The organism is Thermosediminibacter oceani DSM 16646 (genome assembly GCF_000144645.1).
GTDB classification, from domain to species: Bacteria; Bacillota; Thermosediminibacteria; order Thermosediminibacterales; family Thermosediminibacteraceae; genus Thermosediminibacter; species Thermosediminibacter oceani.
Genome location: NC_014377.1, coordinates 1,329,479 through 1,349,996 on the forward strand (window position 1 = coordinate 1,329,479; position 20,518 = coordinate 1,349,996).

The 20,518-nt window shown below is 47.7% G+C and carries 19 protein-coding genes, 3 tRNA genes and 3 rRNA genes; all 25 read right to left on the minus strand.

All coding sequences use genetic code 11. The features are described from left to right. Positions 1-32: 32 nt before the first annotated feature. Positions 33-1,493, minus strand: coding sequence for an IS1182 family transposase (locus TOCE_RS06840; protein ID WP_425358462.1), 1,461 nt, complete (start codon positions 1,491-1,493; stop codon positions 33-35). A 134-nt stretch (positions 1,494-1,627) separates the two neighbouring features. Beyond that, the gene (gene secF, locus TOCE_RS06845) at positions 1,628-2,500 is read right to left on the minus strand and encodes a protein translocase subunit SecF (RefSeq protein WP_049817908.1); all 873 of its coding nucleotides are present in this window, start codon (positions 2,498-2,500) and stop codon (positions 1,628-1,630) included. 12 nt (positions 2,501-2,512) lie between these two features. After that, positions 2,513-3,754 carry a protein translocase subunit SecD gene (gene secD, locus TOCE_RS06850; protein WP_013276158.1) on the minus strand — a complete coding sequence of 414 codons (1,242 nt, stop codon included), beginning with the start codon at positions 3,752-3,754 and terminating at the stop codon, positions 2,513-2,515. Positions 3,755-3,860: 106 nt separating this feature from the next. Beyond that, positions 3,861-4,013, minus strand: coding sequence for a six-cysteine ranthipeptide SCIFF (gene scfA / locus TOCE_RS11940; RefSeq protein ID WP_013276159.1), 153 nt, complete (start codon positions 4,011-4,013; stop codon positions 3,861-3,863). An 81-nt stretch (positions 4,014-4,094) separates the two neighbouring features. Further along, positions 4,095-4,478 carry a TIGR04086 family membrane protein gene (locus tag TOCE_RS06855; RefSeq protein WP_013276160.1) on the minus strand — a complete coding sequence of 128 codons (384 nt, stop codon included), beginning with the start codon at positions 4,476-4,478 and terminating at the stop codon, positions 4,095-4,097. A 74-nt stretch (positions 4,479-4,552) separates the two neighbouring features. After that, entirely contained in the window at positions 4,553-4,837 is a 285-nt protein-coding gene (gene yajC, locus TOCE_RS06860) for a preprotein translocase subunit YajC (RefSeq protein ID WP_013276161.1), read from the minus strand. A gap of 77 nt (positions 4,838-4,914) precedes the next feature. Next, a complete protein-coding gene (tgt, locus tag TOCE_RS06865) occupies positions 4,915-6,030 on the minus strand; it encodes a tRNA guanosine(34) transglycosylase Tgt (protein ID WP_013276162.1) in 1,116 nt (371 codons plus the stop codon). After that, positions 6,027-6,473: a hypothetical protein gene (locus tag TOCE_RS06870; RefSeq protein WP_013276163.1), complete on the minus strand. Its 447-nt coding sequence runs from the start codon at positions 6,471-6,473 to the stop codon at positions 6,027-6,029. Before TOCE_RS06870 ends, tgt begins: the two co-directional genes overlap by 4 nt. Before the next feature lie 11 nt (positions 6,474-6,484). Continuing rightward, positions 6,485-7,510 (minus strand): tRNA preQ1(34) S-adenosylmethionine ribosyltransferase-isomerase QueA, encoded by a 1,026-nt coding sequence (queA, locus tag TOCE_RS06875; RefSeq protein WP_013276164.1) that lies wholly within the window; start codon positions 7,508-7,510, stop codon positions 6,485-6,487. Positions 7,511-7,530: 20 nt separating this feature from the next. Continuing rightward, positions 7,531-8,901 carry a SpoIID/LytB domain-containing protein gene (locus TOCE_RS06880; RefSeq protein WP_013276165.1) on the minus strand — a complete coding sequence of 457 codons (1,371 nt, stop codon included), beginning with the start codon at positions 8,899-8,901 and terminating at the stop codon, positions 7,531-7,533. Between the two features lie 13 nt (positions 8,902-8,914). Beyond that, complete coding sequence (locus TOCE_RS06885; protein WP_013276166.1) at positions 8,915-9,127, minus strand: DUF2905 domain-containing protein; 213 nt, start codon at positions 9,125-9,127, stop codon at positions 8,915-8,917. 1 nt (position 9,128) lies between these two features. Then, positions 9,129-10,145 carry a Holliday junction branch migration DNA helicase RuvB gene (gene ruvB / locus TOCE_RS06890; RefSeq protein ID WP_013276167.1) on the minus strand — a complete coding sequence of 339 codons (1,017 nt, stop codon included), beginning with the start codon at positions 10,143-10,145 and terminating at the stop codon, positions 9,129-9,131. A 13-nt stretch (positions 10,146-10,158) separates the two neighbouring features. Continuing rightward, a complete protein-coding gene (gene ruvA, locus TOCE_RS06895) occupies positions 10,159-10,737 on the minus strand; it encodes a Holliday junction branch migration protein RuvA (RefSeq protein ID WP_013276168.1) in 579 nt (192 codons plus the stop codon). Between the two features lie 12 nt (positions 10,738-10,749). Continuing rightward, positions 10,750-11,253 carry a crossover junction endodeoxyribonuclease RuvC gene (gene ruvC / locus TOCE_RS06900; RefSeq protein ID WP_041423899.1) on the minus strand — a complete coding sequence of 168 codons (504 nt, stop codon included), beginning with the start codon at positions 11,251-11,253 and terminating at the stop codon, positions 10,750-10,752. Positions 11,254-11,348: 95 nt separating this feature from the next. After that, positions 11,349-11,903, minus strand: a complete 555-nt coding sequence (locus TOCE_RS06905; protein WP_013276170.1) for a BofC C-terminal domain-containing protein — start codon at positions 11,901-11,903, stop codon at positions 11,349-11,351. Positions 11,904-11,968: 65 nt separating this feature from the next. Beyond that, positions 11,969-12,697, minus strand: a complete 729-nt coding sequence (locus TOCE_RS06910; protein ID WP_013276171.1) for a YebC/PmpR family DNA-binding transcriptional regulator — start codon at positions 12,695-12,697, stop codon at positions 11,969-11,971. Between the two features lie 99 nt (positions 12,698-12,796). Beyond that, a complete protein-coding gene (locus TOCE_RS06915) occupies positions 12,797-13,510 on the minus strand; it encodes an NAD+ synthase (protein WP_013276172.1) in 714 nt (237 codons plus the stop codon). A 19-nt stretch (positions 13,511-13,529) separates the two neighbouring features. Continuing rightward, positions 13,530-14,168 (minus strand): YigZ family protein, encoded by a 639-nt coding sequence (locus tag TOCE_RS06920; protein ID WP_041423900.1) that lies wholly within the window; start codon positions 14,166-14,168, stop codon positions 13,530-13,532. Between the two features lie 134 nt (positions 14,169-14,302). Continuing rightward, entirely contained in the window at positions 14,303-14,989 is a 687-nt protein-coding gene (sleB, locus tag TOCE_RS06925) for a spore cortex-lytic enzyme (RefSeq protein ID WP_013276174.1), read from the minus strand. Between the two features lie 343 nt (positions 14,990-15,332). Beyond that, a tRNA-Asn gene (locus TOCE_RS06930) sits at positions 15,333-15,407 on the minus strand. 33 nt (positions 15,408-15,440) lie between these two features. Further along, positions 15,441-15,555: ribosomal RNA gene (gene rrf, locus TOCE_RS06935) — 5S ribosomal RNA — on the minus strand. A gap of 117 nt (positions 15,556-15,672) precedes the next feature. After that, positions 15,673-18,637: ribosomal RNA gene (locus tag TOCE_RS06940) — 23S ribosomal RNA — on the minus strand. Between the two features lie 59 nt (positions 18,638-18,696). Then, a tRNA-Ile gene (locus TOCE_RS06945) sits at positions 18,697-18,773 on the minus strand. 28 nt (positions 18,774-18,801) lie between these two features. Beyond that, positions 18,802-18,877, minus strand: a tRNA-Ala gene (locus TOCE_RS06950). 57 nt (positions 18,878-18,934) lie between these two features. Then, positions 18,935-20,454, minus strand: a 16S ribosomal RNA gene (locus TOCE_RS06955). Together the 16S, 23S and 5S rRNA genes with 3 tRNA genes alongside form the textbook arrangement of a ribosomal RNA operon. Positions 20,455-20,518 lie beyond the last annotated feature (64 nt).

Genomic DNA, 20,518 nt, shown 5'->3' on the forward strand with positions numbered 1-20,518 from the left:
AAAACCCTCTCAGCTTGTAGACAAAGCCGCTTTTAGGATGCATAACCTAAAAGCGGCTTTTTGTTGAAGGCGAAGAAAATTTTTAAGAAAAACGAATGTAAAGCGGGGACTGTTGGCGGAAACGTTCCCCGTCTTTTCTTCCATAAAGCCAGCTTTTTTAAATTCATGCATGCGAAAAGAAGCGTGAGGTAATGTCCAACTTTCCTCAAGCCTCGTAGATTTGTATAGCGCATGCCATGCTTTTCCTTCGCATCGGCAAATACCCGCTCGATGGTCTGGCCGCGCATTTTGTATAGTTCTTTACCCCATTGGGTGTGTCTTATATCTTCCGCTATTTCTATGTAATGCTCCCATATATGCCGAGTTATGATTTTTGTGTAATTTTTACTTTTGGTGCACTGTAGGCGCATGGGACATTTACAGCATATTTGGGGGTTGCTCCTATATTCCCGGTATCCCGCCCGGTTGGTGGTGCTGTATTCTAATATTTGGTTGTTGGGGCATATGTAACAATCATAATATTCGTCATAGACGTATTCGCGTTTTTTAAAGTAGCCATCTTTGGTCATCGGCCTCTTGTAGGGCATAACGGGAAGCGCTCCTGCCTCAATGATTTCTCTGCATATCCCGGGGGTTTTGTAGCCTGCATCAACCACTACCGCCTCTATTTTAGAAAATTTATCGTTTACTTCTTGAAATAAATCGGAGAATACCTGGCTGTCATGAACATTTCCAGGTGCTATTTTGACACCAAGGACAAAGTTGTTCCGGTCACAGGCTACAGAAGCTGTGTAGGCAAAGCAGCGCTCTTTTTCCCCTTTTTGAAACATCCCACTTTCAGGATCTGTGGTGCTTACCCTGACTTTTTTAGAGCTATTTTCTCCTTTGTTGTTATCGTCATCATCATCTTCTTCTTCAAAGGGCTTTTTACCGTTTGCTTCCCGTTCGGCGTTGATTTCTTTTAAAAGTTCTTCCTTATATTTTTGAGTCCGTTGCTTAGCGACTTTCTCGATATATTTATTCTTATTGGCACTGGCTTTTATGTGAGTAGCATCGATAAATACTGCATCTGTTTTAACAAACCCGCATTCTATTGCTTCCATCAACACCCGCTCGAATATCTTTTCAAATAGATCACTTTCCTTAAACCGCCGTTCATAGTTTTTTCCAAAAGTTGAAAAGTGAGGTATTTTTTCTTGTAATCCATAGCCTAAAAACCAACGGTAAGCTACATTGACTTCTACTTCTCTGATGGTTTGGCGCATGGAGCGGATTCCATACAATGCTTGGAGCATGAGTAGCTTAATTAACACTACCGGGTCAATACTAGGTCTTCCTGTATTTTCGCTATATAGGTCTTTTACTTCATCATAAATGAAATTAAAGTCGATGCTTTCTTCTACTGCCCTAAGGAGATGGTCTTGAGGTACTAAGCTATCGATGCTTACTAATTCTACCTGCTCTATTATTTCTCGATTTTTCTTCGTTAACATTTCATCGCCCCACAATATTTTTGTATCTTCTTTAATTTTACTAAAAAGCTGATGATTTTTGTACTAGCTTTTGCAAAAAAAGACTGTCGACAGTTACTTTGTCGACAGTCTGAGAGGGTTTTTTAAAACCCTCTTTAAGCCCGAGCAGTTCTGTGTTGGCCCCTAAACATACTCCACAGGGGGCTTGCTATAAATATTGTAGAATAGACGCCGCTCATGATTCCTACGATGAGCGCCAGCGTGAAATCTTTTATGGTTTCACCGCCCAAAAAGTAGAGCGCTATTATGGAAAGAAGAGTTGTTATGGATGTGTTTATCGACCTGGCCAATGTTTGAACTATACTCGTATTGGCTATCTCATTGAAAGATGCTTTGCCCATAATTTTCAGGTTTTCGCGGATCCTGTCAAATATTACTATCGTATCGTTTATAGAATAACCCACTACCGTGAGTATGGCTGCTATAAACGTGGTGTCGACGGGTATATAGAATATGGCGTAAAAGCTTATCATTACGAGGACATCATGAACAAGGGCGAGGATCGCCGCCACACCCGACTTGAATTCGAAGCGAAATGCTACGTAAATCAACACTCCGATATTTGCGATTATAAGGGCTATCAAAGCCTGCCGTTGAAGCTCTTTACCTATAACCGCGTCTACCCTTTCCGCCCGGATCAATTGAGCCTGAGGCCATTTTTGCCTTATGGCTTCAGTTATCTTTTTCTGCTGGTCGGCCGTCAGCACGACAGTTCTGACGATTAATTCCTGGCGGTCATCCCCAGCCTCTCTTACTTCAACAGTCCTTAAATTAAAGCTTTCCATGAGCTTTTTTGCTTCGTCAAGGCTGTAAGGCTGGCCTATATTGTAATGCAGTATATCTCCTCCGGTAAAATCTATACCCCAGTTTAAGCCGCGAGTGACGAGGTAAAACAGTCCCAGGGCGATCACTGCCAGTGATATGCCGAACCATAGCCATTTTCTTTCCATTATCCGGTATACTCTCACCGTCTTCACCCCTTATGCGCTGAAAAGTTTTTTGTTGGTGATAAGCCTGGTATTTATCAGGTTGACCAGCAGGATCCTTGTAACTACTATTGCGGTAAACAGGCTGGCGATGTTACCGATGATTAACGTTACTGCAAATCCTTTTATAGGACCAGTACCGAAATAAAATAGCACCAGCGCCGCAATGATTGTGGTTAAATTTGAATCAATTATGGTTGTCAGAGCTCTGTAAAAGCCCGAATCCATGGCTGCTCTTAATGTCTTGCCGCTTCGCAGTTCTTCTTTAAATCTCTCGAAAATAAGTACATTAGCATCAACGGCCATACCCACCGAGAGTATAAAGCCCGCAATACCCGGTAACGTCAAGGTAGCATCGAGCATAATAAATACTATCAGTGTAAGCATTATATAAAACATCAGCGCTATATCTGCTATAAGTCCCGGTATCCTGTAATAAAGGATCATAAAGGCCATGACTAAAAAAACACCTACTATACCCGCTCTAAGGCTTTTAGCCAGAGAATCCGCTCCAAGTGTCGGACCTACCGACCTTATCTCTCTCTGCTCCAGATCTATCGGCAGAGCACCACCCCTGATGAGCGCGGCAAGTTGTGCTGCTTCGTCTATGCTTGAAATACCTTCTATGACAGCTTCACCGTTGGTGATAACAGCCATAACAACAGGAGCCGAAATGATTTCGCCGTCCAGAACTATAGCTATGGGCTTATTGAGAAACTTTTTGGTGGCTTCTTCAAATTTCTTCGCACCCTCCGAATCCAGCTTAAGGCTTACCAGAGGCCTGTTTAAATTGTCGTATACCGCCTTTGCGTCACTCACGTTGTCGCCGGTCAGTATAACCTTTTGGTCGGGGCCGATAAACTGCAAGGAAGCGGTTTTCCCTATTACTTCAAGAGCCTTCTGGGAGTCCTTTACGCCGGGGAGTTCCACTCTTATCCTGTTTTCTCCCTGCCTCACAACGACAGGCTCCGCCACTCCCAGCTGGTCCACTCTTCTTGCTATAACTTCTTTCGCTGCGTTCATCTTTTCATCGGTGATCGTCTCGCCGGGTTTTGGTTTTGCTTCAAGCAGAACGTAGATTCCTCCCTGGAGGTCCAACCCCAGTTTAATGGCTTTTTTAGCAGGTGCTACCTGATAGGGGCCTATCTTTATACCGAAATACAGCATGTAAGCTAAAAAAAAGCCTATTAACAAAATTACTGCGATTTTTAATAAGCTTCTGGCCCTTAAACTCATTTAAAAATTCTCCTCCAATCCGTCATGTACTGCAAATTTTATTATATCCCTCGATGGATAAGCTTGTCAACAAACAATAAATTTAAAAAGGCCTTTTGAAAAGGCCTTACTCTTTTTCCCTCTGGCAAACCTGATTTGCCACAGTGCACGAGGTTTTGCATGCCGACTGACAGGATGCCTGGCACTCCCCGCATCCGCTTTTTCTTAGAGCATCCTCGTGACAAAGATCTCCCCTATGTATTACTTTTATGTGTTTCAATTCAAGTTCCCTCCCTTTTTGATTATAAGCCTTAAATGTCTCTATAAATTATAACACAAACTTTAATCCGTGAAAAGGCACTTAAAGATTGACTCCTATCGCTCCGGCCAGAGCTCCGATTAGGAATCCCATAAGCAAATCAACGAACGTTCCAGCATCGTAACCTGCTTCCCGAGCGATAAAAAACCTCAAAATCATAAGAATTCCTACGTAAAACAGGCCAATGAGCCCCCCGTGAAGCCATCCGGAGTGATCCAGGTCCCTTGTGGCATTCAGGCTGCCAATGGCTATACTCAACGCACCTATCACAATAACGGCTTTCGGTATTATGTCTTCAGAGATCGTAGTAAAATACAACACTCCGCTCAACGCAAGGAAGAAAAATACGGTGAGCAGGTAGGCGTTGAATATTCCACTGCATACCCTAAAAACATATAACTTTTTTTGACCGGAAAGAGTTTTCATAAAAATTCAACCTCCCTTTCTATTACTACTTTATTTAGAGTAGGAGGTTGAATATGACAGGAACCCGAATTTTATTACTTTTCTTTTTCAGCTCTTTTGATTACGTTTCCAATGGCGGACCTGGTCACCTTGATTTTAACTTTATCTCCAACCTCTAAGGTCACCACATCGTCTTTAATGTTCAAAATGCGCCCGAAAATGCCTCCTATTGTAATTATTTCGTCGCCTTCTTTTAAGCTGTCTAGCATGTTCCTGCGTTCTTTTTCCCTCTTCTGCTGGGGCCTTATGATCATAAAGTAAAAGATCGCGAATATCAGTATAATTGGCCCGAACTGCTGTAAAAAAATCGTCGTATTCAACTTTCAACCACACCCTTCTTTCAAGATAATCTAATACTTAATTTCTATACAGAATTTAAAAATCCTCTCGGAAGCCATCAAGAACCTTGATCGTAACCGAATTTCTTAAAGAATTCCTGCTTGAATTCTAAAAGGTAACCTCCTTCGATCGCCCGGCGTATCTTTTCCATTAGCGAAAGTAAGAAGTACAGATTGTGGATGGTGGTCAGCCTTATACCGAGAACCTCGTTGGCGTTGATGAGGTGCCTTATATAGGCTCTGGTGTAATTTTTACAGACGTAACAATCACACTCGGGATCCAGGGGTGAGAAATCTCTTGCATAGGCGGCATTTTTGACTACCAGTCTTCCCCTGGCCGTAAAAACTGTTCCATGTCGGGCTATTCTGGTAGGTAGGACACAGTCGAACATATCGATTCCCCTTATTATACCTTCAAATATCGCATCGGGAGAACCAACTCCCATAAGGTACCGGGGTTTATCTTCCGGCAGCAGGGGAACCGTATAGTCCAGTACCTCGTACATATGCTCTTTCGGCTCTCCAACGCTCAATCCACCCACTGCATAGCCTTTAAAGTCCATAGAAACCAGGTCTCTGGCACTTTTTTCCCTTAGGTCTTTATAAAGACCTCCCTGTACTATGCCGAAAAGAGTTTGCTTTTCGTTTTTGTGGTGCTTTTTGCACCTTTCCGCCCACCGCGTCGTCCGCTCTACTGAGTTTTTTACGTACTCATAGGTAGCGGGGTAGGGAATGCATTCGTCGAAAGCCATTATGATGTCGGCTCCAAGGGAATTTTGGATTTCTATCGATGTTTCAGGGCTTATAAAGTGTAGGGAGCCGTCGATGTGCGACCTGAAGGTTACACCTTCTTCTCTTATCTCTCTCAGCTCGCCCAAACTGAATACCTGGTATCCACCGCTGTCGGTAAGGATGGAGCCCTCCCAGTTCATAAATCTGTGCAGCCCTCCAGCTTCTTCAATTATCCTGTGGCCCGGGCGAAGGTAAAGGTGATAGGTGTTGCTGAGGATGATTTTTGCACCTATTTGTTCCAGTTCATCGGGAGTTAAGGTTTTGACCGTAGCCTGGGTTCCAACGGGCATAAACACCGGTGTTTCTATTATACCGTGCGGTGTTTCGAGAAGACCTGTTCTAGCCTTGCAGTCTTCAGCCCATTTTAATACTTTGAATTTCATTTCACACCATCCTCTAGTTTGTACTCTTTACCTTTTAGCTTACTCCTGGACCATATGCCTCCTTCAATCTTTCCGAGAGCAAAAAATTTATTAATGGCAAACAATCCACCTATTGATACTATTCCCATAAGTATATCGAACATTGTTGTAGCTTCTATAATCATCTTCCTGGCCGTTGCAAAAAGCAAAACTTCGATTATGCTTGACGGTGTGTGCTGAACCAGCATTATAACCAGCTCAAGACCTATTACCAGCAAAAGTGCGTGGTCTAGAAAAGTTTTAAACAGTGGAAACGTTTGTAACGGAGGTGTTAAATATATCATTTTAATATACCTGAAAAGATCTACAGAACCAACTATTACCCCAAAGACGATAAATATTGCGAGTGCTACTTCTAAAAGAAAAACACCTTTAACTATATATTTGCCGGCTTTATCTTTCATTTATCCGCCTCCTAAATTATGAGCATGGCATCGCCAAAACTATAGAATCTATACCTTTTATCGATAGCCTCACGGTACGCTGCCATGATTAAATCCCGGCCTGCAAAGGCCGAGACCAACATAAGCAGTGTGGATTCCGGCAGGTGAAAATTGGTTACCATACCGTCCACCACTTTAAATCGGTAACCGGGATAAATGAAAAGGTCCGTCCACCCGCTACCGCTCTTTACGAATCCATTTTGATCGGCAACGGTTTCTAAAGTTCTGGTGGAAGTGGTCCCCACCGCAATGACCCTCTTGCCGCTTTCCTTTGCCCTATTTATCGTTTCAGCGGCATGGCTACCGACCTCGAAGTATTCATGGTGCATCTTATGCTCTTCGATGTTCCTTACCTTAACAGGCCTGAAGGTCCCTAGACCCACATGGAGGGTAATGTAGCAGATTTTTACGCCGTTTTGCTCTATTTTTCTCAACAGTTCTTCGGTAAAGTGCAATCCTGCCGTGGGTGCGGCAGCAGAACCCGGGTTGCGCGCGTACACGGTCTGGTATCTTTCTTTGTCCTTTAACTCTTTTTTTATATAAGGTGGAACCGGCATCTGGCCGAGCTCATCCAGCACCTGTTCAAATATACCGTCGTAGTAAAACTCCACTATGCGCCCACCCGCATCGGTAAAATCCAGCACTTTTGCCCGCAATCGCCCGTCTCCGAATACAAATACCGATCCTATTCGAGCCCTCCTGCCAGGCTTTACCAGCACTTCCCAGGTATTTTCCTTGATCCTTTTCAAAAGCACGAATTCAATCTTTCCGCCCGTATCCTCTTTTACACCCAAAAGCCTTGCAGGCATAACCCGGGTATCATTTAAAACAAGACAATCCCCCTCTTCCAGGTATTCCGTTATATTCTCAAAGATCCTGTGCTCGAAGATGCGGGTATCTCTTTTTACCACCATCAGCCGCGATGTATCCCTTTTTTCCAGCGGCTCCTGGGCAATCAACTCTTCCGGGAGCTCGTAGTAAAAATCCTTTACATCCATAGCCCATCCACTTCTCCTTATTAAAAATCTGCAGCTAAATCCACGTTTTTATAATAGTAAAGCAGTATGTCCCTGTAATTGTATCCCCGTTCAGCCATAACTTTGGCCCCCCACTGGCTCATGCCAACACCGTGTCCGTAACCTCTGCCCTGGAACTCATAATGCTGAAAAGTAACCGGTACCTTTCTGGACCCGTCGGAACCAGCTATATGAACTGCACCGCCGGCATATATAACGGCTTTGTCCCCGCCGGAAACTATTGTCCTGCCTTCAAGCTGGAACAAAGGCTTTTTCTCCTTACCATCACCTGTTATATATACCATCGCATCGGTCTTGATTTCAAAAAGGTTGCTCTTCAATTGAAAAGCAGTCCTTACATCGTTTGCCGATAGCACCCTGTCTCCGGAACTCCCTCTTACGAGCATTTTTTTGACGCGGCCTGACTGGCTTTTTTCTATTATTGCCAAATCGTATATCGTCCCAAAACCCCCCGCCTGAATTCTGGGAATCTTGACCGTCCAGGTGCTGTTAGGACTCTGCAGACTGAATTCATCTTTTACAGACTTCAAGTAGGGTAACTCTCCGCCGAAGACCTCGCTGCAGTCTTCGGTAATACCTCCGCTGTTCGAATGATATAAGGCCAGAATGGGCTCGTCCTGGTATACCAAGACCTGCCCTTTTGTCTGATTCACAGCTTCATTGGTCCTGGCGTTTTCAGAATCGTACCCGCCGTAAACTTGATCGTTTAAGCTACCAGTTACATCGAACCAAACATAACGTTTTTTCAATATATTGTGGACTGCATAAGTCCTCGAGGCCACAGCCTGGGCCTTCAGGGCCTCCATGGGCCATGAAGGCGGCATTTCATTGGGCAGCACGCCGTAAAGGTATTCTTCCAAGCCCAATTCATTGACTGCTGTTATACCGCCGTTGGACGCCGGCAGAAATTCTATTTTTCCCCTGTAATTCCTGCCGTTCAACGAAATTATTCCGTTTTCACCGGCACTGGCGACATATAGAGGACTTTCCGCCGGAAGAGGTAGAACAAACCCCTGAGAAGCAGAGTCGCCTTTAAATTCCAGAAACTTGCCCGTCATCTTTAATCCGTTCATAACGCTCGGGGCAGGCACCGGTCCGGGCTGGCCGTTTACAATCTTTACGTTTAATTTTTTATCGAGTACGCTATACAAGGGGATAAAAGATTCATGTTTTTTTATGCCGACTACAAACCCGCTGGATGACGCCAGCATATAAGAAGTACCGGCCGTTTTATCGTAAAATAGCCCAACCCGGATAGTGCTGGGCAATTTTGTCTCGGCTCTTACCCGGTCGTACGACACGCTGGTAACAATCATCAAAAAAGCAAGCAACGGTAACAACAGTTTCCTCATGCTGGACCCCCGTTCATATTCTGATAATGTTCATAATCAAGGTGAGGATAAGACTTACTATAAGACCCGTCGCGAGGGGAAAGTAAAAGATGAAATTACCCCTCCTGACGACTATGTCTCCCGGGAGCTTTCCAAGTCCCATACTTGAAATCAGCAAAAAAACGCCGCCCGTTACTATTATCAATAACCCGGTTAATATGAGAATTTTACCAAAAGAGCTGAACATCCTATTCCTCACTTTGGGGTCTTTTCCTTTCTATTCCCAGGTGTTCGTAGGCTTTGTCCGACGCTATTCTTCCTCTTGCCGTGCGAAGAATATATCCTTCCTGGATGAGATAGGGTTCATAAATGTCTTCGATTGTGGATGCTTCTTCGTTCAGAGCCGCGGCTAACGAATCTATACCTACAGGCCCTCCGCCGAACTTTTCTATTATTGTCTCAAGGAGCCGCCTGTCATCCTGGTCGAGTCCGCAAGAATCCACCTTGAGCAGTTTGAGTCCTTCTACTGCTACTTCCTCGGTTATGACGCCCTCCGCCTTTACCTGAGCGTAATCCCGTATGCGTTTGAGCAGCCTGTTTGCTATCCTGGGGGTACCCCTGGAACAGGCGGCGATCCTTTCGGCTGCCTTTTCGTCCAAGACGATGTTCAGGATTCTGGCTGACCTCAGCAGTATCCTGACCAGGTCCTCTTTTTTATAAAAATCCAGGTGGCAGCGAATGCCGAACCGGTCCCTCAGGGGAGATGTCAATGCGCCCGCCCTGGTGGTAGCACCCACAAGAGTAAAGGGTCTGAGATTTAACCTGATGGACCGGGCTCCGGGGCCCTTGCCGATCATTATATCCAGCGCAAAATCTTCCATCGCAGGGTATAATATTTCTTCTACGGCGGGATGAAGGCGGTGGATTTCATCGATAAACAGTAGGTCTCTCTCTCCAAGGTTCGTGAGAACGGCTGCCAGATCTCCCGGCCTTTCTATTGCAGGGCCCGACGTTATTTTTATATTCACGCCGAGTTCCCTCGCGATTATGTAAGCTAATGTCGTTTTCCCGAGGCCCGGAGGGCCGTACAGGAGGACATGGTCCAACGGCTCACCTCGCTTGAGGGCTGCTTTTACGAAAATTTTCAAGCTCTCCTTAACCTGATCCTGGCCTATATAATCATCAAAACTTACGGGGCGAAGCCCGACCTCGAATTCGGATTCATCCGTTCCTTTCAGCACCGGTGTTACGAGTCTTTCCTTCAAGTTGACCTCACCCCTATCTCGCAATGAGCCTCAAAGCATTGGAAATTATCTCTTCAACGGTTGTAGCTGTTCCGATTTCATTTAAAACCCTCTGAACCTCGCCGATACTAAATCCAAGGGCTAAAAGCGCATCCCTGGCTTCACATAACGCTGCCTGTTCGGTCTGCGATACCGTTTCTACCGGCAGGTTTTTTATCTTATCCTTTAATTCAAATATAATTTTCTGGGCCGTTTTATTGCCTATGCCCGGTACCGATGTGAGGGTTTTTACATCCTCGGACATTATGACGGATTTCAATCGCTTCGGTTCCAGCCATGAGAGAATCGAAAGAGCCACCCTCGGACCCACGCCGGATACCTTGTTCAACAGTATAAAGGCTTCCCGCTCGTGAAGTTCTGAAAACCCGAAAAGTTCGGCTCCCTCTTCTTTTACATGCAGACACGTAAAGAGCAATACTTTTGAATTCTTTAAAAGCTTTATTTTATTGTACGTATTAAGCGATATAAAACAGCGGAACCCCAACCCAGCCACATCCAATATCGCAAAGTTTGGGCCTATATCCCTTAACCTTCCTCTAATGTAGTCCAGCATTTTTCAACCTCTCTAAAACCTGCATTCCGTTGTTATGTAACGTTGTAGATTTAACGAATTTATATGGCACAGGGCTACTGCCAGCGCATCGGCGGCATCGTCCGGCTTTGGGATGGTTTTTAAATTTAAAAGCACCCTGACCATTTCCTGAACCTGCATCTTTTCGGCACGACCGTAACCAACGACGGCCTGCTTCACCTGCAGTGGCGTGTACTCGTATACCTTTACATTTCTTGATGCCGCTGCAAGCAAGGCAACTCCTCTCGCCTGTCCCACCGCAATGGCGGTCTTGGCGTTTTTATTAAAAAAAAGCTCCTCTACAGCGATGGCTGCGGGCTTATAATTTTCAATTAAATTTAAATAACCCTCATAAATAGCTTTTAGTCTTTCCGGAACGGAAAGGCTCGATTCAGTCTTCAGAACTCCGAAATCCAAAACTTCAAACTCCGTCCCGTTACAGCAAACTACTCCGTAGCCGCTGATTGCTATTCCCGGATCTATACCCATTATAATCATAAAATCACCCGATTGTCTATTTCGACACAAGCCTTACAATTTCCTCTAAAATAAAAAAACATTTCCTCGAGAAGTGATCTCAAGGAAATATGAAATTAATGAGTAAGACCTTCGCGTATCTTTAAAAATTCATCCCTGTTATTTACAATTATACCGTTCTCGAGCAGCTTGCGGTCCTCTTCCTTCAAAATCTCTGCCGGTATATCAGTTTTTTCAAGGACCTTTGAATTTTTTCCCGGCTCTCCCTGGAAAAGGACTACGTATCCGTCTTCAATACCAATATAGTAGTGATTGTCGCATATACCATCCACTTCTCTTTTCAATATCACCTGACTGCTTGAGAAGCTCTCGATCTTCCACTCCTTAAATTCCTCTTCCAGCCGTGATCGAGTATACCCTAGAAACTTGTCATCTACCGGGTGTTCTTTTTGTAACTCGTGACCACAATCCCTATAGCGGGTTACGAAAACGATCTTTGCGCCAGGGCTCAGCCTTTCTTCGGGTAGTTTGATGGTTTCGGTGTTACCGGAAGACCTATCCATGTCCTGCGTTTTTTTATAATCCAGAAACATTCCTAAAAAACCGTATCCTATCCCCATTACGATAACAAGCAGAATCAAAAGGGTATACAAAGGCACTTTTTTAGGCATACTTATTCCTCCTTGCAACTCTTCGAAGGAATAGTATGCCTCTTTATCGGTAAAATTATACTTCTTTACTCAGCTGATTCGTAATTCGTATACACGTTTTGAACGTCATCGTGGTCTTCCAGGGCTTCGAGCAATTTTTCCATCATCTCGCTATCTTTTTCTGAGAGGCTTAAAGTGGTTTTGGGTAGGTAAGTTATCTCCGCCGAAGACAGTTTTACGCCTTTTTCTTGCAGGAATTTCCTCACATCTTCAAATCGTTCGGTAGATGTCGTTATTTCTATCGAATCATCCTGTTCTTCCACATCATCGGCACCTGCTTCTATCGCCAACATCATAACCCCGTCTACATCTATGCCGTCGCTTTTTTCTATTATTATTAGCCCCTTTTTTTCAAACATCCACGCAACGCACCCGGCTTCACCTAAATTGCCTCCGTATTTGTCAAAAATATGGCGGAGCTCTCCTGCGGTTCTATTTCGGTTGTCCGTCATCACTTCCAGAAGAACCGCCGCACCGCCCGGTCCGTAGCCTTCATACAGTACCTCTTCCATATTTGCGCCGCCAAGTTCGCCGCTACCTCTTTTGATCGCTCTCATTATGTTTTCATTGGGCATGTTAGCTTCCCTTGCTTTTTCTATTATGTCTCTCAGCTTGGAATTAGCGTTGGGGTCCGGACCTCCCTCCCGCACGGCCACTATTATCATCTTGCTCAATTTTGTATATAGTTTGCCCTTTTGAGCATCCATTTTCGCTTTTTTGTGCTTTATATTGGCCCACTTAGAGTGTCCTGACATTAGAATTTCCCCCTTGCAAAAAAATTCCTCAAATATTTTAGCATAAAAGTATTTTATTTAAAATACGGGCATATAGTCTCCGATTCTTTTAAGCTCCAGCTAAAAAGCAGGTATTGGAGGTAAATTTCTCTTATGCTCACTTTTCCGATTCATATTTTTTATTTTCTCTGCAATTTCGGGTCTCGCCTTACCGGTCAGGATAAAGTTGTCCAGTTCTTCGTAAGTTATGCCCATTTCACCTTCATCCGTCTGGCCTTCCCATAGACCCCCTGTTGGAGGTTTTTCTATAATATCGCGCGGAATTCCAAGATAAACGGCCAGTTCCCGGACCTGCTTTTTAACCAGATTGCCCAACGGCAGCAGATCCACTCCTCCGTCCCCGTATTTCGTGAAATATCCCACCGTCAGCTCGCTTTTATTCCCCGTCCCCACCACCAGATAATTGTTTAAAGTAGCGTAGTAATACAGTGTTATCATGCGCAGTCGGGGCTTAATATTGGCAACAGCCACTCTATTGTCGGTTTTATCGAGAATATTTAAAAACTCATCGTAAACCCCGTCCAACACAATTTTTTTGTGCGGAATGCCAAACTTTTCAGCCACCTTTACTGCATCCTCTTCGTCTTTACTGTTGCTGTAGCACGGCATAATCAAGCCAAGGCAGTTTTCGGGGAAAGCCCTTTTGCACAGCGCCCCTACTACAGCCGAATCGATCCCGCCACTAAGGCCGAAAACCGCTCCTCTTGCTCCAGCCTCGTTAATTCTTTCTTTCAGCCAATCCACAAGAGCGTCGCACAGCTTTGCTACTTCCATAATGATTTACCTCCTTGTTTCAAGGATGAAATTTCACAAAACAGGTTTTCACATGATCTATCATCGCCGGATTAACGCCAAGCTCTTTAACACAGTTTTCGAATCTGCCGACTTCGCCTACCGGGACGTAGACACGCATCTTTACCTTTTCTCCGTAATTAACATCTCCGATCAAAAAATTATTATTTCTCATGACAGTCTCCAGCCTTCCCAGCAGGGCGTAATCAAATGTTAAAAGGTATTCGTTGCACTTTATCATTTTTATTATACCAGCCTTTTCGATTCCCACCTTCGCACTCTTGCTGTAGGCTCTCACCAGCCCGCCAGCCCCCAGGAGTATGCCCCCGAAATACCTGCTTACAACTACTACCACATTCTTAAGTCCCATAGATCTTATAACTTCCAGTGTAGGCCTGCCCGCAGTCCCACTGGGCTCGCCGTCGTCGCTGGATTTCTGGATTTCTTCATTGCCCAAACCTACACAGTAGGCATAGACGTTATGGGTTGCATCCCATCGGTTTTTTCTTACGGAATTTATAAATTCTTCCGCTTCCCCAACGGTTGAAACCGGTTTAACGCTGGCGATGAATTTCGATTTTTTTATTATAATAACGGATTCAGCTTCTTTTTCTACCGTAAGAAACTCATTTATGCTCATTAGCGCGGGCACCCCTATGTGCGTCAAACTAACGGTAGTTAATACATTTGTATTATCATAGATTATTCGTATAAAGTCAATATATTAAAATAGAAAGAGGGTCCTATTATAGACCCTCCTTTGATGCACCTTTCTTATTTATAAAAAACGTGATTTCCTATAGTTGTCATGTATTGGCGGGACTTCACCCATGCGTTGTTAGTCTTGGCAGGATTATAAAATCCAATAGCCCCCCCTGTCGGGTCCCAACCTGCCAGTGCATCCTGAACTGCTCTTCTTGCGGTCTCGTTGGGAGTTAAGTATATCTGCCCATCTTGTACAGTACAGTACTGGTAATATCCATTGACCTTCTGATAGATCACACCGGGAATAGTATTCGGGTAGTCAGGGCTTTTAACCCTGTTCAGGACCGTGGCAGCTACAGCCACCTGTCCGATGTACGGCTCTCCTCTCGCTTCGGCGTAAACCAGTTTTGCGAGCAATTCTATGTCCCGGGCCGAGAACCTTCCAGTACTAGATCTGGAGGCCTTGTATACCCCCATGGCACTAAGAGTTTGTGGACCGACGATACCGTCAACCTTGATTCCTTTTGCACTCTGGAACTTCATTACAGCAGACTTTGTCTTCGGTCCGAATATGCCGTCTACTTTACCGCACCAGAATCCAAGAGTGTTTAGTCTGTACTGCAGCTGAGCAACATCGTCTCCCCTGCTGCCCTGTTTAAGTATCCGGTCTCCCAGGGTAGCCGCCATGACAGGCGGTATCACGAGTAATAAGCATAAAACAGTTAACAGCAAAATTTTCACTACCGCTTTTTTCATGGTTACCCCTCCTTTCCTTTGAGAGACCGAAGAAGAGTCGTTAAAAGTATACCATGAGCAATGGACTTCCGGCAAAATCGATATATGATCATATCTTTTACTATATTGTTTACAATAACTATATTATGTCTCTATGATAGTATATCAAAGATATACTATCTTTTTTTCGTCGTGATACGGCTATGGTTTGTACTGTCATATAAAGAAAAACCTGTATAATAGCAATAAAAAAAGTCCGTTTACCGGACTCTCATCCTCAAAGAATTTTTTAATTTGCTCTTTTCCACGCACGAATCCAGTTAACACTTGATGGGCAAACAAGTTTTTAAATAAAAAAATAAAATGGCTCCTCGAGTAGGATTCGAACCTACGACCCTCCGGTTAACAGCCGGATGCTCTACCGCTGAGCTATCGAGGAACACCATTTAAGTGATATATATTATTTTTTCAACTTCGGCGGCGACCTACTCTCCCAGGGGACCTCCCCCAGTACCATCGGCGCTGGAGGGCTTAACCTGTGTGTTCGGAATGGGAACCGGTGTTTCCCCTCCGCTATGGCCACCGAAATCTTTCTTTCGCTTCACACATTACATATTTTAATACATCTTTTTTTGTTTGTCAATACTGCTTTTTTCAGTGCATCAACACTGCACCCTCAAAATCACACAGTGGGTATGCTTTTCTTGGTCAAGCCCTCGACTGATTAGTACCAGTCGGCTCAAGGCCTCACGACCCTTACACCCCTGGCCTATCTACCGGGTCGTCTCCCCGGTGTCTTACCCCTTTCGGGTGGGATACCTTATCTTGGGGTGGGCTTCGCACTTAGATGCTTTCAGTGCTTATCCCTTCCGGACTTGGCTACCCAGCTGTGCCCCTGGCGAGACAACTGGTACACCATCGGTCCGTCCACCCCGGTCCTCTCGTACTAGGGGCGGATCCCCTCAAGTATCCTGCGCCCGCAGCGGATAGGGACCGAACTGTCTCACGACGTTCTGAACCCAGCTCGCGTGCCGCTTTAATGGGCGAACAGCCCAACCCTTGGGACCTGCTCCGGCCCCAGGATGCGACGAGCCGACATCGAGGTGCCAAACCTCCCCGTCGATGTGGACTCTTGGGGGAGATCAGCCTGTTATCCCCGGGGTAGCTTTTATCCGTTGAGCGACGGCCTTCCCATTCAGTACCGCCGGATCACTAAGCCCGTCTTTCGACACTGCTCGAGACGTCTCTCTCGCAGTTAGGCCACCTTATGCCTTTGCACTCATCGCGCGATTCCTAACCGCGCTGAGGTGACCTTTGGGCGCCTCCGTTACCCTTTAGGAGGCGACCGCCCCAGTCAAACTGCCCACCTGACACTGTCCCACCGCCGGCTTACGGCTCGTGGTTAGAACTTCAGCATTGGAAGAGTGGTATCCCACCGGCGGCTCCCCTGGCCCTGACGAGCCAGGTTCTCTGCCTCCCACCTATCCTGTACATCCAATGCCGAAATCCAATATCAGGCTACAGTAAAGCTCCACGGGGTCTTTCCGTCCAGCTGCGGGTAATGAGCATCTTCACTCATACTACAATTTCGCCGGGCCCCTCGTCAAGACAGCGCCCAAGTCGTTACGCCTTTCGTGCGGGTCGGAACTTACCCGACAAGGAATTTCGCTACCTTAGGACCGTTATAGTTACGGCCGCCGTTCACTGGGGCTTCGGTTCGAGGCTTCGCGGTTTCCCGCTAACCCCTCCCCTTAACCTTCCAGCACCGGGCAGGCGTCAGCCCCTATACGTCGGATTCCTCCTTAGCAGAGACCTGTGTTTTTGCTAAACAGTCGCTTGGGCCTATTCTCTGCGGCCCTTTCACCAGCAGTTTCCTACCAGCTACTCGGGCACCCCTTCTCCCGAAGTTACGGGGTCAGTTTGCCGAGTTCCTTAACGAGGGTTCTCCCGTTCGCCTTAGGATTCTCTCCTCGCCTACCTGTGTCGGTTTGCAGTACGGGCACCCTCAACCTCGCTAGAGGCTTTTCTTGGCAGTGTGGGTTCAGCCGCTTCGGTACTTTTTTTCCCTCCCCGTCACCCTTCAGCACCGCCAGACGGTTTTGCCTATCTGGCTAGCCTTTGGGTTTGGACGCGCTCTACCAACCGCGCGCTCGGCCTACCCTCCTGCGTCACCCCTTCGCTCAAACGGTCTCGGGTGGCACGGGATTGTCAACCCGTTGTCCATCGCCTACGCATTCCATGCCTCGGCTTAGGCCCCGGCTAACCCTGAGCGGACGAGCCTTCCTCAGGAATCCTTAGGCTTTCGGCGGGCAGGATTCTCACCTGCCTCTCGCTACTTATACCGACATTCTCACTTCCTACCAGTCCACCTAACCTTCCGGTTAAGCTTCGGCCCAGTAGGAACGCTCCCCTACCACGATGACCTTACGGCCATCATCCGCAGCTTCGGTGTAAGCCTTCAGCCCCGTTACATTTTCGGCGCAGCACCGCTTGACCAGTGAGCTATTACGCACTCTTTAAATGATGGCTGCTTCTAAGCCAACATCCTGGTTGTCTCAGCAGTGCCACATCCTTCCCCACTTAGGCTTACTTCGGGACCTTAGCTGACGGTCTGGGCTGTTCCCCTCTCGACTATGAAGCTTATCCCCCATAGTCTGACTCCCAACTATCCTCTGCCCGGCATTCGGAGTTTGATAGGGTTCGGTAACCTCTCGGCCCCTAGCCCATTCAGTGCTCTACCTCCGAGCAGGTCCAGTTGAGGCTAGCCCTAAAGCTATTTCGGGGAGAACCAGCTATCTCCGCGTTCGATTGGCATTTCACCCCTACCCACAGCTCATCCCATGACTTTTCAACGTCAACGTGGTTCGGGCCTCCACGGAAGGTTAGTTCCGCTTCACCCTGGCCATGGGTAGATCACGCGGTTTCGGGTCTACTGCGCCAAACTATCGCCCTCTTCAGACTCGCTTTCGCTTCGGCTCCGGTGCTCTAGCACCTTAACCTCGCTTGGCACAGTAACTCGCCGGTCCGTTCTGCAAAAAGTACGAGGTCGCTTCCGCTCCCTCTGCTTGTAGACACACGGTTTCAGGTTCTATTTCACTCCCCTCCCGGGGTTCTTTTCACCTTTCCCTCACGGTACTATGCGCTATCGGTCGCAAGGTGGTATTTAGCCTTGGAAGATGGTCCTCCCTGCTTCCCACGGGGTTCCACGTGTCCCGTGGTACTCGGGATGTGCCAGACGGCTGTCAGAGTTTCGCCTACAGGGCTGTCACCTTCTGCGGCCCCGCTTTCCAGCGGTGTTCGGCTACCCCTTCAGCTCGCCTCGCCTTACCGCCAGTCAGGCCCGGCACTCCCTCAACCCCCATCATGCAACGGTGGCGGCCTTTTACACATGATGGGTTTGGGCTCTTCCCCTTTCGCTCGCCGCTACTCAGGGAATCGCTGTTGCTTTCTTTTCCTCGGGGTACTTAGATGTTTCAGTTCCCCCGGTTCGCCTCCCATGCCTATGTGTTCAGCATGGGATACCGCAGGTTCTCCTGCGGTGGGTTCCCCCATTCGGGTACCCCCGGATCAACGCTTGCTTGCAGCTCCCCGGGGCGTTTCGCCGCTTGCCGCGCCCTTCTTCGCCCCCTCGCGCCAAGGCATCCACCGTGTGCCCTTAGTAGCTTGACCAAAAGCCTCAGACGCTCATTTTCATACCCACTGTGTAATTTTCAAGGTGCAGGAGATTATGGTGGGCTTAGGTGGACTCGAACCACCGACCTCACGCTTATCAGGCGTGCGCTCTCACCAACTGAGCTATAAGCCCTTACCACATTAGAGGAATCAATTTTATCTGGTGGAGATGAGGAGATTCGAACTCCTGACCCCCTGCGTGCAAAGCAGGTGCTCTCCCAACTGAGCTACACCCCCACGCTAACACATGATCCCTCAAAACCAAACAGTGCCACACCCGGTCAAGCTCCTTAGAAAGGAGGTGATCCAGCCGCACCTTCCGGTACGGCTACCTTGTTACGACTTCACCCCAGTCGCTGGCCCCACCTTCGACGGCATCTTATGCCGGCTTCGGGTGTTGCCAACTCCCATGGTGTGACGGGCGGTGTGTACAAGGCCCGGGAACGTATTCACCGCGGCATGCTGATCCGCGATTACTAGCGATTCCGCCTTCATGCAGGCGAGTTGCAGCCTGCAATCTGAACTGAGACCGGTTTTTAGGGATTCGCTCCAGCTCGCGCCTTCGCTTCCCGCTGTACCGGCCATTGTAGCACGTGTGTGGCCCAGGCCATAAAGGGCATGATGATTTGACGTCATCCCCACCTTCCTCCGCCTTGTCGGCGGCAGTTCCTCTAGAGTGCCCGGCTTTACCCGCTGGCAACTAGAGGTAGGGGTTGCGCTCGTTGCGGGACTTAACCCAACATCTCACGACACGAGCTGACGACAACCATGCACCACCTGTGCAGGCTCCCTCGGTTTCCCTCGGGTCGCTCCCCTTTCGGTTCGCTACTACCTGCATGTCAAGGCCTGGTAAGGTTCTTCGCGTTGCTTCGAATTAAACCACATGCTCCACCGCTTGTGCGGGCCCCCGTCAATTCCTTTGAGTTTCAACCTTGCGGCCGTACTCCCCAGGCGGGTCACTTATTGCGTTAGCTCCGGCACGGACAGCTTGACAACTGCCCACACCTAGTGACCATCGTTTACGGCTAGGACTACCGGGGTATCTAATCCCGTTCGCTCCCCTAGCTTTCGCGCCTCAGCGTCAGGGTCGGTCCAGAGAGCCGCCTTCGCCACTGGTGTTCCTCCCGGTATCTACGCATTTCACCGCTACTCCGGGAATTCCACTCTCCTCTCCCGCCCTCAAGATCCGCAGTTTTGCAGGCACCTCCAGGGTTGAGCCCTGGCTTTTTACCCGCAACTTGCAGACCCGCCTACACGCCCTTTACGCCCAGTGATTCCGGACAACGCTCGCCCCCTACGTATTACCGCGGCTGCTGGCACGTAGTTAGCCGGGGCTTCCTCCCCGGGTACCGTCCTCTTCGTCCCCGGTGACAGGAGTTTACAACCCGAAGGCCTTCTTCCTCCACGCGGCGTCGCTGGGTCAGGGTTTCCCCCATTGCCCAAGATTCCCCACTGCTGCCTCCCGTAGGAGTCTGGGCCGTGTCCCAGTCCCAGTGTGGCCGTCCACCCTCTCAGGCCGGCTACCCGTCGTCGCCTTGGTGGGCCGTTACCCCGCCAACTAGCTGATGGGCCGCAGGCCCATCCACCACCGCTAAATCGCTTTCTTTACCAGCCATGCAGCCAGTAAAGATATCGGGTATTACCCCCGGTTTCCCAGGGCTATCCCCGTGTGGTGGGTAGGTTGCCTACGTGTTACTCACCCGTCCGCCGCTGGGTAAATCTCGTGGAAAACCACTCAATTTACCCCGCTCGACTTGCATGTGTTAGGCACGCCGCCAGCGTTCGTCCTGAGCCAGGATCAAACTCTCAGGTTAAATCCTTCCAATTAAGCCTTTCGGCTTTCCTTTTCTCAATTACACACCTTTTGTCCGTTGAAAC

Bases quoted from the DNA above. Each gene is read 5' to 3' on its own strand.
- TOCE_RS06840 (WP_425358462.1), bottom strand. From the start codon at position 1,493: ATGTTAACGAAGAAAAATCGAGAAATAATAGAGCAGGTAGAATTAGTA.
- secD (WP_013276158.1), bottom strand. From the start codon at position 3,754: ATGAGTTTAAGGGCCAGAAGCTTATTAAAAATCGCAGTAATTTTGTTA.
- TOCE_RS06855 (WP_013276160.1), bottom strand. From the start codon at position 4,478: ATGAAAACTCTTTCCGGTCAAAAAAAGTTATATGTTTTTAGGGTATGC.
- tgt (WP_013276162.1), bottom strand. From the start codon at position 6,030: ATGAAATTCAAAGTATTAAAATGGGCTGAAGACTGCAAGGCTAGAACA.
- TOCE_RS06870 (WP_013276163.1), bottom strand. From the start codon at position 6,473: ATGAAAGATAAAGCCGGCAAATATATAGTTAAAGGTGTTTTTCTTTTA.
- queA (WP_013276164.1), bottom strand. From the start codon at position 7,510: ATGGATGTAAAGGATTTTTACTACGAGCTCCCGGAAGAGTTGATTGCC.
- TOCE_RS06880 (WP_013276165.1), bottom strand. From the start codon at position 8,901: ATGAGGAAACTGTTGTTACCGTTGCTTGCTTTTTTGATGATTGTTACC.
- TOCE_RS06885 (WP_013276166.1), bottom strand. From the start codon at position 9,127: ATGTTCAGCTCTTTTGGTAAAATTCTCATATTAACCGGGTTATTGATA.
- ruvA (WP_013276168.1), bottom strand. From the start codon at position 10,737: ATGCTGGACTACATTAGAGGAAGGTTAAGGGATATAGGCCCAAACTTT.
- ruvC (WP_041423899.1), bottom strand. From the start codon at position 11,253: ATGATTATAATGGGTATAGATCCGGGAATAGCAATCAGCGGCTACGGA.
- TOCE_RS06905 (WP_013276170.1), bottom strand. From the start codon at position 11,903: ATGCCTAAAAAAGTGCCTTTGTATACCCTTTTGATTCTGCTTGTTATC.
- TOCE_RS06910 (WP_013276171.1), bottom strand. From the start codon at position 12,697: ATGTCAGGACACTCTAAGTGGGCCAATATAAAGCACAAAAAAGCGAAA.
- TOCE_RS06915 (WP_013276172.1), bottom strand. From the start codon at position 13,510: ATGGAAGTAGCAAAGCTGTGCGACGCTCTTGTGGATTGGCTGAAAGAA.
- TOCE_RS06920 (WP_041423900.1), bottom strand. From the start codon at position 14,168: ATGAGCATAAATGAGTTTCTTACGGTAGAAAAAGAAGCTGAATCCGTT.
- sleB (WP_013276174.1), bottom strand. From the start codon at position 14,989: ATGAAAAAAGCGGTAGTGAAAATTTTGCTGTTAACTGTTTTATGCTTA.